The sequence below is a fragment of the Clostridium sp. SM-530-WT-3G genome (genome assembly GCF_012843905.1).
Classification (GTDB): Bacteria; Bacillota; Clostridia; order Clostridiales; family Clostridiaceae; genus Clostridium.
On the sequence record NZ_JABAGC010000037.1, the window covers coordinates 19,434 to 35,312 of the forward strand.

Here is a 15,879-nt window from a genome sequence, read left to right on the forward strand (position 1 = left end):
ATAGAGAATCTTCTATGAGTAAGGAACTTAAAAATAATGTTATTGAACAAAATGGAAATAAGTTAACTGTAAATAAAATATGTGCTAGTAAGAATAAGGTTAAGGTTTGTTTTACTATTGAAAGTAATAAAAGTTTTAAACATTTTGGTATGCATGGTGGGCTTGAAGTTAATGTATTCATGGGAGACTTGGAGAACAGGCATACAAGGAGTTCAGCTCATTTAACACAGGATAATAAGATAGAATATGAAGTTGAAATAAATAATGAAAATGGGTTTGCAGAAACTGGAGTTATAAGAGTAGATGTAGTAGATGGTTATCGTAATCTTAATGCTAGTTTAAAAATACCTGTAAATTTTAAAGAAGATTTTCAAGATAATTATACTCAAGACTTAAGCGGGGCAATAAAAGGTACAGATATTGAAATTAAACAGTTTGTAAGTAATAGGGTAGAAACTGGTGTTGTTTTATTGTGGCCTGATAATGAGAAATTTATAGAAAATATAGATAATAGTAATTTTTTGATTAATGTGGATGGGAAAATTTATTTAGCTAATAATATTGATGATTTTGAAGCTGATAATAATAGGAATATGATTGCTACGGCAGAAGATTTAACTTATGATCAAATAAAAGACTCTAATAGTATATCTGTAATGAACTATTATAATTCCATGACAGATGAAGAACTAAATAAATATTATGAGGACTTTGATACAAAGGATAATATTTTAGGAGAAGTTCCAAAGACAGAAAATGGTGAAACTGATTTCTTAATTAAATTTAATGATAAAACAGAGGGAAAAATTAAGGTTATTAAAGAAAATGATAACATAAAAATATACTGCAGTTCAGACTCAGATAAAAAAAGTATGCTTATGGCAATGAATACTTTCGGATTGTATTGTGATGAAAATAATGATGCATATGACAGTATAGATAACAAAGTCATCTATAAAGATAAGAAAGTGGACAACCAGTATATAATTGAGTTAAATAATGTTGAAAAAGATAAAACAGCAGTATTATTAATGGAAAAGACGATTTTAGAAGATGATAAGTTTGTATTTGGAAATGAAATAAAAGTAAAATAGATGATTTTTTAAGGAGCTAAATTATATATTTGGTTCCTTTTTATATGTGGAAATAATATTATAATGCATAATCTTAATTGTTAAGATGAAAATTTCTCCTATTTTCAAAAAATATCTAAAATATGCCCTAGAATATAATTTTTTAAATAAGAACAAAAAAAGCATTTTTTGAATAGGATATATTAACAAAAGAATAGGAGTTGATTAACATGTCAAAAAGTTGTAGAAGAGATTGCTGTTGCTGCTGCAAACCAAGCAGCTGCTGTAGCAATAATTGTTGCTGTAATAGCTGCTGTTGCAATGGTGGATACGGTAACGGATATGGCGGATATGGTGGCTATGGCGGATTTGGAGGCTATGGTGGACTAGGTGGATTTGGTGGCTGCGGTGGTGGCTACTGGATTTGGCTAATTCTAATTTTATTCTTAGGTTGCGGCTGTGGCTGCGGAGGATTCGGAGGACTAGGCGGATTTGGTGGATATCCTGGATTTGGATTCTTCTAATGATTTAATAGTTCTTAAGTAAACAGCAAAATAGATTGAGTTTATTAAGTAATAGAGGCGCTCAAGGGAAGCGTCTCTATTATTATATATTAATATTTTATTATGAGATTTATATTATACTGATTATTAATTTATATAATAGTTAAAATATGATAAACATAATTTTTATTGTATTATGATATTTAAACATATATAATCATTAATATTGAAGTAAATGAATTATATAAATTAATATATATACGTTGGAGTGATAAATATGGAAGAAAGATTACAAAAGTATATGGCTAGTTGCGGTGTTGCATCTAGAAGAAAATGTGAGGAAATTATACTTGAAGGAAAAGTAAAAGTAAATGGAGAAATTGTATCTGAATTAGGAGTTAAGGTTAATCCTATAACTGATGTGGTTGAATACGAAGGAAAGATAATAAAAAAAGAAGAACATAAAGTATATATTATGTTAAACAAACCTGAAGGATACATAAGCTCAGTTAAAGATGAAAAAGATAGACCTACAATAATGGACATAGTAAAAGTTAAAGAAAGAGTTTATCCCATAGGAAGACTTGATTATGATAGCAGTGGACTTCTTCTATTAACTAATGATGGTGATGTTTATAATAAAATAATACATCCAAGAGAAGAACTTACTAAGAAATATATTGTTGTAGTAAAAGGCGAAATAAGTGAAAAAGATATAGAAAAATTTGAAAGTGGAATAGATATTGGAGGATATATAACAGCACCAGCATCTTTGGAAGTAATAAGTTATGATGCATTTAAAGATATTTCTACGATAGAAGTTGGGATTCATGAAGGAAAAAATAGACAAATAAGAAAGATGTGTGCTGCATTGAATCATGAAGTGTTGGCATTAAAAAGAATTTCTATAGGAAAGCTTAGACTTGGATATTTAAAACGTGGTGAATATAGAGAACTAAAGAAAGAAGAAGTTGAATATATTACAAGCTTATAGTATAGGATAAAATTTGTCTTATAATTATTTGAAACTTATAGCTGTTTATATATTATTGGGTTATGTACGTTGAATTTCATTATTAAAAGACTTTGTGCGAAAAAAATGTAGTTTTATTGAAAAAAATGAAAGTTAGTGATAAACTTAAATTATAATTATTGCAATGAAATAGAAAGGCATTATATGGACAATATGAATAACGAAAATAGCAAAGATTTAATGAGATTAATTCAAGGAAAGTATATAAGACTAAGCAAAGGTCAAAAGCTTATTGCTGAATATATACTTAAAAATTATGATAAAGCAGCATTTATGACTGCAGCAAAACTTGGAGTTGCTGTAGGAGTATCTGAATCAACTGTTGTAAGATTTGCAAGTGAAATTGGGTTCTCAGGTTATCCTAAATTGCAGAAAGCTCTTCAAGAATTAATTAAGAATAAACTAACTACAGTTCAAAGATTAGAACTTAGAAATGATTATTTTACTGATGGAGATGCCTTAAAAGGTGTATTGAAAGCTGATATGGAAAATATAAGGTCTACATTAGAAAAAATAAATCAAAAGACATTCCAGGATGTAGTTAAGAGTATATTTGAAGCTAAAAGAATATATATAATAGGACTTAGAAGTTCAACAGCAATTGCTGAGTTTTTAGGATTTTATTTAAATATAATTCTTCAAAATGTTAAAGTGGTAAGTTACGGAATATCAGATGTTTTTGAACAGATGATAAGTGTTGGAGACGGAGATCTTGTAATAGGAATTGGTTTTCCAAGATATGCAGCTAAAACTATAGATGCATTAGAATTTTCAAGAGATAGAGGAGCAAAGGTTGTAGCACTTACAGATAGTCTTTTATCGCCTTTAGCAACAAAAGCAGATTATACATTAATTGCTCAAAGTAATATGGCATCTTTCGTTGATTCATTAGTTGCGCCTTTATCAGTTATAAATGCACTTATAATAGCTGTTGGAATGAGAGAAAAGGAAAACATATCAGATGTATTCACAAATCTTGAACAAATATGGCAGAATTATAATGTCTACTCTTATAATAATAAAAATGTAGCAGATGATTAAAGAATTATTTAAGGTATAAAAGCATGCTTTTATACCTTTTTACTTAGAAAATTATATTAATTAATATGGCATATACTAGGATTATATAAATTAAATATATTTTTGTATTTTAATTTATAAAGTTTTATAATATTGAAAAAATTATAAGGAGAAGAAAAGTGGATTTGAATATTAAACTCCCAGAAGAGGTTAAATTTATAATAAAGATTCTTATTGAAAATGGATATGAAGCATATATAGTGGGAGGCTGTGTTAGAGATAGTATTATAGGCAGAAATATAAATGATTGGGATATGACTACATCTGCAGAACCAGAAAAGGTTGTTGAGTTGTTTGATAAAGTTATATTGACAGGAATAAAACATGGAACAGTTACTGTTGTTATTAACAATAATCATTATGAGATTACAACATTTAGAAGTGATGGTGAATACGATGACAATAGACATCCTATAAAAGTTGAATTTGTAAAAACTTTAAGAGAGGATTTAGCTAGACGTGATTTTACGATTAATGCAATTGCTTATAATGAAGAGTATGGAATTCAGGATTATTTTTATGGAATAAGTGATTTAAACAATAAAATTATAAGAACAGTTGGTGATCCAGTATTAAGGTTTAATGAAGATGCATTAAGGATGTTAAGAGCAGTTAGATTTTCAGCACAGCTTGGTTTCACAATTGATGAAAATACTTTTGAGTCTATAAAAAAAGTAAGTAGCAATATAGTATATATATCTAAAGAGAGAGTAAGAGATGAACTTAATAAGATAATATTAAGTGATAATACTAAGTTTGTAGATTTAAAAAATAGTAAATTATTAGATTACTTAATTCCAGAATTGAATTATATTAATAGTGATAAATTACTTCAGTTAAATAATATGAAAAATGATATAATACTAAGACTAGCTGTTTTATTAATGAATTTGGGAGAAGATGTAGCTGAGGATGTATTAAAGAGATTTAGATATGATAATAATACTATAAGGAATGTAATCTTGCTGATTAAGTATAAAGATTTTGATTTGGACAGTACAATTAATATTAAAAGAATGCTTAATATTATAGGTGAGGATTTAATATATGGTTTAGTAGATATAAAAAAAGCTCAAATAATATTAAGTTCAGATAAAATTAAGAGTAATAAGTTAAATTCAATAGATAAATCCTTATCAGATATTAAAGATATAATAAATAGTGGTCAATGTTATTCATTAAAACAAATGAATATAAATGGAAGAGACTTAATTGAATTAGGTTATAAAAAAGGAAAAAATATAGGTGAAGTTCTAAATCATTTGTTAAATCTTGTTATGGAAAATTCTAAATTAAATGATAAGGAAGTTTTAATTAGAATTGCAGAAGAAATAAAAGATAAGTAGAGAAGCATTTAAAAAGAATTTATTAAATTTTTATTTAACAAATTCTTTTTTCATATAAAATTAATTATTTTTTTAACAAAAAGAGTTATAATAAATCTAGGTGGTAAAAAAAGTAAAGAAATATGGTATAAGAAAGGAATGAATTTATGAAAGGGAAAAAGAATATATACATAATTGTAGGAACACTTGTAGTTATAGTTCCTTTGATTGTGTGTATTTGTGCATGGTTCATTTATAATAGTACACATAAACCGGAAGCTAAGTTAAATGAGTATGTAACTTTACTGCAAAATAGTCAATATGAAGATATGTACGAGCTTTTGGATAGTACTTCAAAAGCAAAAATATCACAGGAGGATTTTGTAGCAAGAAACAAAAATATTTATTCTGGAATTGAAGCTAAAGATATTCAAGTAAATATAACTGGTATTGAGAAGAATGGAGACACATCAACTATAAGCTATGGTACTACTATGAATACGATAGCAGGAGAATTAGAATTTTCAAATAAAATAAAGCTGAAAAAAGAGCTAGGTAAGGGTTATGGAGTTATGTGGAGTTCAAAAGCCATCTTTCCTGAACTAGAGGATTCAGATAAAGTACGAGTGAATACATTAAAATCTAGAAGAGGAGCTATTATAGATAGAAATGGTGTAGAACTTGCTAAAGATTCATATTTATCGAATGTTGGGATTGTACCAGGTAAGCTTGGTTCAGATAAGAATAATAGTATAAATAAAATTGCTTCTATATTAGGAATGAGTGAAGACAAAATAAATAAAAAACTTCAAGCTGATTATGTTAAAGACGATATGTTTGTACCAATTAAGGATATACCTTATGGAAGTGAAAAGGTAGTAGAACTTTTACAGATACCAGGTGTTATGATAAAAGAAAAGGATTCGAGGGTTTATGCTTATGGAATGGAAACTGCACATCTTGTTGGATATGTACAAGCTATAAATGCTGATGAATTAAAAGAAAAAGTGGACATGGAGTATACAGAAAATTCTGTAATAGGAAAAACTGGTCTTGAAAAGTATTATGAAGATACACTAAGAGGCATTGATGGAGCTGAGATATACATTCAAAATAGCGAAGGTGAAAAAAAGAATACAATTATTAAGAAAGAAGCTAAGCATGGAACTGATTTGTGCTTAAATATTGATATAAATATACAGAAAAAACTTTATGAAAAATTAGGAAATGATAAAGGTACAGCAGTGGTTATGAATCCAGATACAGGAGAAGTATTAGGCCTTGCAAGTACACCATCTTATAACTCTAATGATTTTATATTAGGATTAAGTGAGGATAAGTGGAATAATTTAAATAATGATCCTAAAAAGCCTTTATATAATAGATTTCAGGCAACAGCAGCACCTGGGTCATCTTTTAAACCTATTATAGGCGCAATTGGGTTAGAAGCAGGAAAAATAGATCCAGCTACAAATAAAGATATTAATGGACTAAGCTGGCAGAAGGATTCGAGTTGGGGAAATTATAATGTTACAAGAGTATCAGAATATGGTGAAGCAAATTTAACAAATGCATTAATATATTCAGATAATATATACTTTGCACAAGCAGCTTTAGACATAGGAAAAGATTTAATGAAAGAAAAGCTTAATGCTTTTGGAATTGGAGAAAAAATACCATTTGAATATCCTTTATATAATTCACAGATTTCATCTAGTGGAGATTTTTCAAATGAAGTTCAATTGGCAGATAGTGGGTATGGACAAGGAGAAGTATTAATTAATCCAGTACAGCTTGCTTCATTATATACTATGTTTGAAAATGAGGGTAACATTTTAACTCCAATCCTAACTAAAAATAATGATGGTCCAAAGATTTGGAGAGAAAATGTTGTATCCAAGGAAAATAGTAATATTATACTAAATGACCTTAAACAGATAGTTGAAAATCCACAAGGGACTGGCCATCAGGCATATACACCAGGACTTGAAATAGCTGGTAAAACAGGAACTGCTGAAATAAAGCAGTCACAAGATGATACTACTGGAACAGAGCTTGGTTGGTTTGTTGGTATGACTACAAATAAGAAACCTAATAATTTACTTGTTGTAATGATGGTAGAAGATGTTAAAGATAGAGGTGGAAGCCATTATGTTGTTCCTAAAGTAAAAGATATTTTAGAAATGGTAAGATAAAAGTAATAATATAAAAGTAATAATATAAAAGAGCTTGTCGTATTAGTATGTAGAAATAATATCGACAAGCTCTTTTATATCAGAATTTTCTTTCAAGTATTGATGTTTTGCCATGATCCTTAAAATCATCAATTGTATTAATTCCTAGTTGATTAAGTATTTTATCTAGTGTATCACTATGAAGAGGAACTTTTATAGGTGAATCATAAGCAAGTTTATCTAGTTGATCTTTTCCAGATTCAGCTGGAATTAATGTTTTAGGTCCTCCAACACAGCCTCCAACACATCCCATTCCTTCAATGAAATTACCATCAAGAGAACCTTCTAAAGCACATTTCAATACTTCTTTACATTCTTTTACCCCTGAAGCTTTAACTGCTTTAAATGATTTATGTTTTTTAGGAAATAATTCTTCAATAATTTCAGATATAGAAATTGAAACACCTCCACTTCGACCATATAACCTGCCACCTTTTGATACATAATCTCTAGTTGGAATTCCATTAAGAGTAGAAACATCAATATTTAATGCATTGAATATTTCATCTACTTCAGCGTAGGTTAAAACAAAATCAATAACACCTTTAAGATCCTTTTCTTTTGCTTCAGCTTTTTTTGCAATACAAGGACCAATAAATACAACTTTAGCTTCAGGATTTAATTTTTTTATTATTCTTCCCGCAACTACCATTGGAGAAGCTGATGGGGAAAGGTCAGGTACTAGTTCTTTATATATTTTTCTTATCATTCCTACCCACATAGGACAGCAGCACGAAGTAATCATAAAATCATTCTTATCATTAATATGAGCATCAAACTCTACTGCCTCTTTTATAGATAATATATCTGCAGCAAAAGCAACTTCAATCATATCAGTAAATCCCATTTTTATAAATGCCTCACGAAGCATATCCATAGTGACATTTGAACCAAACTGACCCATTATTGATGGAGCAACCTCAGCAATTACAGTTTTATTATTGTGTATTAAGTCCAAAACAGGAATATATTCAACTTTATCTAAAATCCTTCCGTTTTTACATGCATCTACGCATAGACCACAGTTTACACATAAATTAGGATCTATATAAGTTGTCTTATCATCATTGTCATACTTTATAGCTTCAAATGGGCATGCTGCTTCACAACTATATTTATCATCTTTATTTTTGGTGCATGGAGTAGAACAGCATTCAAGTTTTTCAACAATCCTTTTATTTATTGAATATTGTGTTATTGCTTTTTTTAAATTGTGTAAATAATTATTATCAAACTTTATGTCAACTCCACATAATGAAGTGATTATTTTAAAAGTTTCTTGGGGAGATTTTTCATGACAAACCATGATTTTTGATAGAGTTTCATCAAAATTTCCATCATAGTATGATTTAACTAGTTCATCAAATAAATCATTATATTTATTATTCATAAGACACCGACTTTCTAAAATTATATTTATATATATAAATAGTATGTATAATTTGTTTTTATTAATACAAAGATTTATATAAGAAAAAGAAAAATATAATTATATATACATAAGCTTTAAAAATATAAATATATTTGATACAATTTACAATATAAGGGTATTAGATTTGAGTAAATTTATAATAATATGTAGGGGGAAAATATGATCAGATACAAGAAAGTTTCAATAATATTAATTGCTGCTATTGCTTCAATAATCCCATATTCAGCATTTGCAGTTGACACATCAAAAGTTATGGTAGGTAATAATAAACAGATAATAAGTAATGACAAAGAAAGTAATATTGTTGCAGACAATAATGAATTAGATAATACTTCAAAGATAGATACTTCTGATACAGATATGAAATATTCAGGAGTAAATTTTGGCTGGAAAAAGAATAATGATGGAACATATAGTCTTTTTGATAGTAAAGGAAATATGGTCAAATCAGATTGGTGTAAAGTAGATGGAAAGTGGTACTATTTTAATGACAGTGGAATAATACAGAATGGATGGATAAAATATGATGGCGGATGGTTTTATTTAGATAGTAATGGAAATCCTAAAACTGGATGGACTAGTCTAGGCCAAACTTGGTATTACCTTGATAATTCGGGAAAAATGCAAATAGGATGGCATAATATAAATGGAAAATGGTATTATTTCAATAATAAAGGAGAGATGTTAACAGGGTGGCAGAAAATAAATAGCAAATGGTATTATTTTGACCATTCTGGAAAAATGCTTTCTAATACAGTAATTGATGGATATACTTTGGGGCCCAATGGTTTCTGGATATAATTTTATACGTTTATAAGAAACATTATGAATAAAAAATCTCTGATAAAATTTAAATCAGAGATTTTTTTGCATTATAGTTATTTATATTTTTTGAATATTTGTAGCCATTGGTCCTTTTTCGCCTTCTTGAACATAAAAAGTAACATTTTCACCTTCTTTAAGATCTTTATCAGGTCCTTTTTCTTTTATTTGTGAATGATGTGCAAATACATCATTTCCGTTATTGCAGGAAATAAATCCATATCCTCTTTCTCTATCGTACCATTTTACTACACCTGTTGTTTTAGCCATTTATATCGACTCCTTATTATTAATACAGCATAATTTAATCTTAGAAAATGCTGTTACAATAATAGTATTACAAAAAAACGCTTTAATAATCCATGTAATTTATTCTTTTAAATAAAAGGTGGTTTTTTCATTTTCTCATTAAATTTATTATACAGTTTAATCATATCTGGTTCATTAGAATATTTGTGGATTTCATCAATAGGTATCCATTTGACACCACTATTTTCATCTTTTTTTACTATAAGCTCTTCATTTTCAGAAGCTTCTAAAAGATAAGCAACAGACAGATGTAAATGAGCTGAAACGTAATTACCTCTCTTTATATGTCCTATAACTGGAAGAACATCTAGTGAAAGCATTTTATCAGAAACAGGTATGAAATGTTTTACTCCCGTTTCTTCCATGGCTTCTTTAATAGCAACATGTAGAAGGTTGCTGTCACCATCTGCATGGCCTCCAGTCCATGCCCAGGTTTTATAAATATTATGATGAATCATTAACACCTTTGTACGATCTTTATTTACTATATATCCTGAACTTGTAATATGTGCTATTGTATTTTCTCGTGATAGAAGGTTATTATATGTATTTAAAGCATTTATAATAAGTTCTTTATCAGCTTTTTCTTGCTCATTATAAGGGATATAGTCTTTTATTTCTTTTATCCAATCCATTTAATTCACTCATTTCTAATAAATATACTAAAGTAATTGTATCATTTTGGGATAAATTAGTCTATTATGTGAAGTTTTTACATAAAAAGTTGCTTGTGAAGCTGTTTTTAAAAAGTGTTGTTTTTTGATTGTGTATACTTTTGATTAAAATCAAAAATAAGGAAAAATAATCAATAAAAAAATAATTTGAATTTTCTATAATTTACTACCAACATTTTTTGCAAACAGCTATTTATGGTATTTCACACAATAGTATATTACTTATACATGCTTTGAAGTATTAGAATCATTGGAATTTATATTTTGAAGCTCTATGTTTTTTATACTATAAAAAGAACTACTTCAAGTTTGTGGAAGTAGTTCGAAAATAAATATGTTACCAGTCTGCATCTGGAAATGTATGAAGTGTATACGATCTTTTCATATTTTCATCATCAATATCACGTGGATCAGGGGCTTCGAAATCGTTATAATTAGGTATTGCATCATTATAGTCTGTACCTTTTGTATATTTAGTAGATATTATTTTTGATTTACTATAGTTATCATCCATATAAAGTAATCCTCCTAATAAGTTCAATTTTCAATAAAAGTATATCCTAAATAAAAAAATATATTCCTTACGACAATGATTGATTAATATTCGTAATAAATGGAATGTTTATAATGAAATACTTTTGCTGTATAATTATTGATATATTATAACTTTAATTGTTTTTTTAATATGCTTACATTATTAAAAAAGTTATAGTTGTTTTAGGGGGGAAAAGAGTGTTGACATTAGATGATGTGCAGACAATGTTTAAAAATAATGAAAGGCTAGATTTTATTTTTTTCTCAGGACATCAGAAAACATCAAATGGTATGATAACTAAAACGTGTCTTAGCCAATGGTATCAAGCTCCATTTGAAATAAATAACATAAAATATAAGTGTGCAGAGCAATATATGATGTGTGAAAAAGCCAGGTTGTTTAATGATGAAGAAGCATTAGATAAAATATTACAGGCATGTCATCCGAATCAGATGAAGTTAATAGGAAGAACAATAAAGAATTTTGATGAGGATGTATGGAACGAGCATAAAATACAGATAGTTAAGGTTGCAAATCTTGGAAAGTTTTCGCAAAATCAAAAGTTAAAACGATATCTTATTAATACTGAAAATAAGATTTTAGTTAAAAATGTTCTTCATGATAATGTATGGGGAATAGGACTTTCTAAAGAAAGTGAATTGAAATATAATCCTGAAAATTGGAAGGGGGAAAATCTATTAGGCTTTATACTTATGGATGTACGGGAGATATTGCATTAATTTAATGATAAAGTTAATTAAGTATGTATATTAGTGTAAGAATTAGGTATTACGTTTTGAAATAATTAAATAATTATGCTACATAAATAAATCAGAGTTGGGCAATATTTTCTTGAGTTTGTTTTTTATTTTTATGAGAGTATTAGGCTAAATGGTAAATAACTAAACTATAAAATGAGATTTCTTTATGATATAATGTATTAATATAATTAAGTAATTAATAATTAAATTTAAGAAAAAAGTAGGAGTACAGATGAAATTAGAAAAATTAGAAAAGAAAATAAATAAGTTAGATAAGGATATAGAAGCTTTAAGAAGAGTAAAGAATTATTTATCTAATATAGATGAAATCAATGAAATAATGGAAGTCTTAAATGATGAAAGACAAGTATATGCAAATGAATTATATTTTGGTGATGGTACAGCATATTATGCTTGTATAGATGAAATAAGACCTTTAATAGGAAAGGAATTAGGTAAAGAAGAACAGCTTAATTTATTAGAAATCATAAAACAAAAGCATGGTAGAAAATCTCCTAATGTAAGCAAAAAAAGTTTTGGATTAAACGCGTGGTTGAAGTTTCTTGATGTTGAATGTGAATGGAAACCAGTTGAAGGAAATGATGATTGGGCTATTTTGGTGATTAATGGCTATATACCAAGAGTGGGGAATAATTAACAAATGGGTGATATTAAAACTAATATAGAAAAAATGTATCAAGATGGGGAGATACATGTGAAACTTTATGAAAATGTACTACAAAAATTTTTGCATTGGATTCAAACAAAGGGGATAAAAATTGTATTAGGCTTATTATTTTTATGGATAGGCTTCAAAATAATAAGAATAGTTGTTAAGAGTACTAATAGATTTTTTGAGAAAAGAAATATAGATATAACTTTAGCATCCTTTTTGGAGAATTTTTTAAATATCAGTTTAAAACTTCTTCTTATATTAATAATAATGAATTATGTAGGATTAGCCACAAGCAGTATTGTAGCAGTTATAGGATCGGCTGGTATTGCAATAGGTCTTGCACTTCAAGGTAGTTTATCAAATTTTGCTGGAGGTGTAATAATATTATTCTTAAGGCCTTTTAATGTTGGCGACTATATTGAAGGTGCAGGTCAAACTGGAACAATAGAAACTATTGGAATGTTCTATACTCATATGCTTACAACTGATAATAAGAGAACATTAATACCCAATGGTACTTTAGTTAATGGAATAATTACAAACTATACAGCTCAGAAGATGAGAAGAGTTGATTTAACATTTGGCGTTGGATATGAATCTGATATAAGACATGTAAAAGCTATTTTATATGAAATAGTTAATAAGGAGAAACTTATATTAAAAGATCCTGAACCATTTGTGGGGGTAAGTGAGCATGCTGACAGTTCTGTTAATTTTATAGTAAAAGCATGGACTAAAACAGAAGATTATTGGACTGTTTACTATGATTTACTTGAAAAAGTTAAAATAAGATTTGATGAGGAAAATATAAATATTCCTTATCCACAAATGGATGTACATTTAAAAAATGAATAAAATTATTATACAAAAAAGTAATAAGTGGTGTCTGTGATAAAGATCACTTATTATTTTTTTATTATATTTTTAAAAACTTATTACCCATATTAAAAATATATCAGAAATATATGATGTATGATGTTTTTTCATCTTGACAAATAGAGATGATGATGATATTCTTATTTGTATGAGAATGAGTATCAATTACAGGGGGGACGATTATGAATATAAATAGTTTAAGTTATGGAGAAAAAGGAATTATAAAAAACATAGAAGGTAATTCAAAACTTGTTAAGAGATTGTTTGCTCTTGGATGTATTGAAGGAACAGAAGTACAGCTTAAGAGAACTGCACCACTTGGGGATCCAATTATAATAAATGTTAGAGGTTTTGACTTAGCTATAAGAAAAAAGGATGCAGAAAGTATAAAAATAGCAAGATAAAAGTTTAAGTATATTGTTATAGAAATTTAATAATATTGAATATAGATTAAATAAAGGAGGGACTTATTAATGATAAATGTAGCTTTATTAGGTAACCCTAATGTTGGAAAAACCACACTTTTTAATGCACTGACTGGTTCTAATCAACATGTTGGTAACTGGCCAGGTGTTACAGTAGAAAAAAAAGAAGGGCATATGGGTGATATAAAAATTGTAGATTTACCAGGTATATATGCAATGGATACTTTTTCAAATGAAGAAAAGGTATCAAAGGAATACTTGGAAAATGGAAATGTTGATGTTATTTTAAATATAGTAGATGCATCAAATTTAAACAGAAATTTATATCTTACAACTCAGCTTAAACAATTTAATAAGCCAATTATATTAGCTCTTAATATGATTGATATATGTGAGAAAAAAGGAATAATAATTGATTATAAGAAACTTAGTAAAGAATTAAATGTAGAAGTAATTCCAATTGTTGCAGGTAATAATATTGGAATAGATAAAATTGAAAAGAGATTAAAACAAGGTGATTTTAAAGAATGTACTGAAAAAGATAAGTATGATTTTAATTCTGAAAAAGAAACATATATATTTATAGAAGATGTACTACATAAGTGTATAAAAAATGAAAAAGTTTTAAAGGAAAGTATTACAGAAAAAATTGATAAATATGTGCTAAATTCAGTACTTGCTTTTCCAATATTTATTGCTGTTGTAGCGTTAATGTTTGAAATTACGTTTTCTTGGGTTGGACAGCCGTTATCTGATTTATTAGATGGAATTTTAAATGATAACATAATACCATTTTTGCATAATATGCTTTCAGGTACATCACCATGGTTTAATTCACTTATAGTTGATGGAATTGTATCTGGTGTTGGTGGAATAATAGTATTATTACCAGTTATATTGGTTTTATTCATTTGTATCACTTTCTTAGAAGACAGTGGATATATGGCAAGAGTAGCATTTATGATGGATAAATTAATGAGAAAAATGGGGCTTTCAGGTAAAGCATTTATTCCTATGATAATAGGATTTGGATGTACAGTACCAGCAATAATGGCAGCAAGAACTCTTGAAAGTGAAAAAGATAGAAAACTTACAGCTTTATTAGTTCCTTTTATGTCATGTAATGCTAGATTACCTATTTATGCAATGTTTGCAGCAGTATTTTTTGAATCACATAGAGGTCTTGTAGTAGCATCATTATATTTATTAGGTATAGTTGTTGCATTTATATTAGGAGTGTTACTAAAAGGGACATATTTCAAAAAAGATGAAGAACCATTTATTATTGAAATTCCAGAATATAAGATTCCCAAATTAGCTTCTTTATATAGAGCTACAAAGGATAAATCTATGGGATTTTTGAAGAAGGCAGGAACTATAATATTTGCTATGACTGTAGTTATATGGTTCTTATCAAACTTTAATATGACTGGAATGGTTGGAGAAGTTAATGATAGTATTTTAGCAGCTATTGGAACAGTGATTGCACCATTTTTTGCGCCTCTTGGATTTGGAAATTGGCAAAGTGCAGTATCTTTAATATCTGGTCTTTTAGCAAAAGAAACTGTTTTATCATCTATGGAAGTTATTTTTGGTGGAGATTTAAGTCTTATACTTCCAATGCATTTTACTCAAATTTCTGCATATGCATTTTTAGTATTTGTATTACTTTATACACCTTGTGTATCAACACTAGGAACTATGAAGAAAGAATTTGGAGCTAAGTTTATGATGGTTTCAATTGTATTTCAGCTTGCTATAGCATACACGGTATCATTCTTAGTATTTAATATAGGAAGTTTTATATTTTAATGTTTATCTAATATTAGAAAGGTAGATGTTTGTATGGAAATATTAATTGCAGGATTAATTCTTATATTTGCAATATGGATAATTGCTAAATCTTTAAAGAAATCGTCTGAAGGAAAGTGCAGCGGTGGCTGTAGTGGATGTTCCCAAAAGAATCAATGTAATAGTAATAACAATATCATAATAAAATAGAGTTTAAAGAGGTTATACATATATAATATGTATAGCTTCTTCTTTTTGGTGTGCCCAGCATGGGCACGTGCTAATCGGTGAAAGTCCGTTACGGGGGCTGATAGTGCCAACCGCATAGCC

17 protein-coding genes are annotated in these 15,879 nt (G+C 28.0%); 13 read left to right on the top strand and 4 right to left on the bottom strand.

Annotated elements, in window-relative coordinates; all coding sequences use genetic code 11:
- Window positions 1-14: 14 nt before the first annotated feature.
- From HF850_RS12195 to HF850_RS12220, 6 genes are all read left to right on the top strand, one after another.
- Window positions 15-1,094 (top strand): hypothetical protein, encoded by a 1,080-nt coding sequence (locus HF850_RS12195; protein WP_169105717.1) that lies wholly within the window; start codon window positions 15-17, stop codon window positions 1,092-1,094.
- Between the two features lie 209 nt (window positions 1,095-1,303).
- Entirely contained in the window at window positions 1,304-1,597 is a 294-nt protein-coding gene (locus HF850_RS12200; protein WP_169105718.1) for a ground-like protein, read from the top strand.
- A 256-nt stretch (window positions 1,598-1,853) separates the two neighbouring features.
- Window positions 1,854-2,570, top strand: coding sequence for a pseudouridine synthase (locus HF850_RS12205; RefSeq protein ID WP_169105719.1), 717 nt, complete (start codon window positions 1,854-1,856; stop codon window positions 2,568-2,570).
- A gap of 183 nt (window positions 2,571-2,753) precedes the next feature.
- Window positions 2,754-3,650: a MurR/RpiR family transcriptional regulator gene (locus HF850_RS12210; protein ID WP_169105720.1), complete on the top strand. Its 897-nt coding sequence runs from the start codon at window positions 2,754-2,756 to the stop codon at window positions 3,648-3,650.
- A gap of 158 nt (window positions 3,651-3,808) precedes the next feature.
- Window positions 3,809-5,035 (top strand): CCA tRNA nucleotidyltransferase, encoded by a 1,227-nt coding sequence (locus HF850_RS12215; RefSeq protein WP_169105721.1) that lies wholly within the window; start codon window positions 3,809-3,811, stop codon window positions 5,033-5,035.
- A 146-nt stretch (window positions 5,036-5,181) separates the two neighbouring features.
- On the top strand, window positions 5,182-7,209 hold the full coding sequence (locus tag HF850_RS12220; RefSeq protein WP_169105722.1) for a penicillin-binding transpeptidase domain-containing protein: 2,028 nt from the start codon (window positions 5,182-5,184) through the stop codon (window positions 7,207-7,209).
- Window positions 7,210-7,288: 79 nt separating this feature from the next.
- On the opposite strand, the gene HF850_RS12225 is transcribed toward HF850_RS12220, so the two are convergent.
- Window positions 7,289-8,638, bottom strand: coding sequence for a [Fe-Fe] hydrogenase large subunit C-terminal domain-containing protein (locus HF850_RS12225; protein WP_169105723.1), 1,350 nt, complete (start codon window positions 8,636-8,638; stop codon window positions 7,289-7,291).
- A gap of 201 nt (window positions 8,639-8,839) precedes the next feature.
- Here HF850_RS12225 and HF850_RS12230 point away from each other — a divergent pair, with 201 nt between their 5' ends.
- Window positions 8,840-9,481 carry an N-acetylmuramoyl-L-alanine amidase family protein gene (locus HF850_RS12230; protein ID WP_169105724.1) on the top strand — a complete coding sequence of 214 codons (642 nt, stop codon included), beginning with the start codon at window positions 8,840-8,842 and terminating at the stop codon, window positions 9,479-9,481.
- 81 nt (window positions 9,482-9,562) lie between these two features.
- Here HF850_RS12230 and HF850_RS12235 read toward each other — a convergent pair whose 3' ends face one another.
- The 3 genes from HF850_RS12235 to HF850_RS12245 all read right to left on the bottom strand — a co-directional run bounded on the left by HF850_RS12235 (window position 9,563) and on the right by HF850_RS12245 (window position 10,999).
- Window positions 9,563-9,772, bottom strand: coding sequence for a cold shock domain-containing protein (locus tag HF850_RS12235; RefSeq protein WP_169105725.1), 210 nt, complete (start codon window positions 9,770-9,772; stop codon window positions 9,563-9,565).
- A 107-nt stretch (window positions 9,773-9,879) separates the two neighbouring features.
- A complete protein-coding gene (locus HF850_RS12240) occupies window positions 9,880-10,446 on the bottom strand; it encodes an NUDIX hydrolase (protein WP_169105726.1) in 567 nt (188 codons plus the stop codon).
- A 376-nt stretch (window positions 10,447-10,822) separates the two neighbouring features.
- Window positions 10,823-10,999: a hypothetical protein gene (locus tag HF850_RS12245; protein WP_169105727.1), complete on the bottom strand. Its 177-nt coding sequence runs from the start codon at window positions 10,997-10,999 to the stop codon at window positions 10,823-10,825.
- Window positions 11,000-11,217: 218 nt separating this feature from the next.
- On the opposite strand from HF850_RS12245, the gene HF850_RS12250 reads away from it, so the two are divergent.
- The 6 genes from HF850_RS12250 to HF850_RS12275 all read left to right on the top strand — a co-directional run bounded on the left by HF850_RS12250 (window position 11,218) and on the right by HF850_RS12275 (window position 15,759).
- Window positions 11,218-11,760, top strand: coding sequence for an NADAR family protein (locus HF850_RS12250; RefSeq protein ID WP_169105728.1), 543 nt, complete (start codon window positions 11,218-11,220; stop codon window positions 11,758-11,760).
- Window positions 11,761-12,013: 253 nt separating this feature from the next.
- A complete protein-coding gene (locus tag HF850_RS12255; RefSeq protein WP_169105729.1) occupies window positions 12,014-12,439 on the top strand; it encodes a hypothetical protein in 426 nt (141 codons plus the stop codon).
- Window positions 12,440-12,472: 33 nt separating this feature from the next.
- On the top strand, window positions 12,473-13,312 hold the full coding sequence (locus HF850_RS12260; protein WP_169105735.1) for a mechanosensitive ion channel domain-containing protein: 840 nt from the start codon (window positions 12,473-12,475) through the stop codon (window positions 13,310-13,312).
- A gap of 203 nt (window positions 13,313-13,515) precedes the next feature.
- Window positions 13,516-13,737: a ferrous iron transport protein A gene (locus tag HF850_RS12265; RefSeq protein ID WP_169105730.1), complete on the top strand. Its 222-nt coding sequence runs from the start codon at window positions 13,516-13,518 to the stop codon at window positions 13,735-13,737.
- A 69-nt stretch (window positions 13,738-13,806) separates the two neighbouring features.
- A complete protein-coding gene (feoB, locus tag HF850_RS12270) occupies window positions 13,807-15,570 on the top strand; it encodes a ferrous iron transport protein B (RefSeq protein ID WP_169105731.1) in 1,764 nt (587 codons plus the stop codon).
- Window positions 15,571-15,603: 33 nt separating this feature from the next.
- Window positions 15,604-15,759 (top strand): FeoB-associated Cys-rich membrane protein, encoded by a 156-nt coding sequence (locus tag HF850_RS12275; RefSeq protein WP_169105732.1) that lies wholly within the window; start codon window positions 15,604-15,606, stop codon window positions 15,757-15,759.
- Window positions 15,760-15,879 lie beyond the last annotated feature (120 nt).

Excerpts from the sequence above, each read along its gene's own strand:
- HF850_RS12235 (WP_169105725.1), bottom strand. The coding sequence starts at position 9,772 with ATGGCTAAAACAACAGGTGTAGTAAAATGGTACGATAGAGAAAGAGGA.
- HF850_RS12210 (WP_169105720.1), top strand. The coding sequence starts at position 2,754 with ATGGACAATATGAATAACGAAAATAGCAAAGATTTAATGAGATTAATT.
- HF850_RS12275 (WP_169105732.1), top strand. The coding sequence starts at position 15,604 with ATGGAAATATTAATTGCAGGATTAATTCTTATATTTGCAATATGGATA.
- HF850_RS12240 (WP_169105726.1), bottom strand. The coding sequence starts at position 10,446 with ATGGATTGGATAAAAGAAATAAAAGACTATATCCCTTATAATGAGCAA.
- HF850_RS12265 (WP_169105730.1), top strand. The coding sequence starts at position 13,516 with ATGAATATAAATAGTTTAAGTTATGGAGAAAAAGGAATTATAAAAAAC.
- HF850_RS12260 (WP_169105735.1), top strand. The coding sequence starts at position 12,473 with ATGTATCAAGATGGGGAGATACATGTGAAACTTTATGAAAATGTACTA.
- feoB (WP_169105731.1), top strand. The coding sequence starts at position 13,807 with ATGATAAATGTAGCTTTATTAGGTAACCCTAATGTTGGAAAAACCACA.
- HF850_RS12200 (WP_169105718.1), top strand. The coding sequence starts at position 1,304 with ATGTCAAAAAGTTGTAGAAGAGATTGCTGTTGCTGCTGCAAACCAAGC.
- HF850_RS12195 (WP_169105717.1), top strand. The coding sequence starts at position 15 with ATGAGTAAGGAACTTAAAAATAATGTTATTGAACAAAATGGAAATAAG.
- HF850_RS12205 (WP_169105719.1), top strand. The coding sequence starts at position 1,854 with ATGGAAGAAAGATTACAAAAGTATATGGCTAGTTGCGGTGTTGCATCT.
- HF850_RS12245 (WP_169105727.1), bottom strand. The coding sequence starts at position 10,999 with ATGGATGATAACTATAGTAAATCAAAAATAATATCTACTAAATATACA.
- HF850_RS12230 (WP_169105724.1), top strand. The coding sequence starts at position 8,840 with ATGATCAGATACAAGAAAGTTTCAATAATATTAATTGCTGCTATTGCT.
- HF850_RS12255 (WP_169105729.1), top strand. The coding sequence starts at position 12,014 with ATGAAATTAGAAAAATTAGAAAAGAAAATAAATAAGTTAGATAAGGAT.
- HF850_RS12225 (WP_169105723.1), bottom strand. The coding sequence starts at position 8,638 with ATGAATAATAAATATAATGATTTATTTGATGAACTAGTTAAATCATAC.
- HF850_RS12220 (WP_169105722.1), top strand. The coding sequence starts at position 5,182 with ATGAAAGGGAAAAAGAATATATACATAATTGTAGGAACACTTGTAGTT.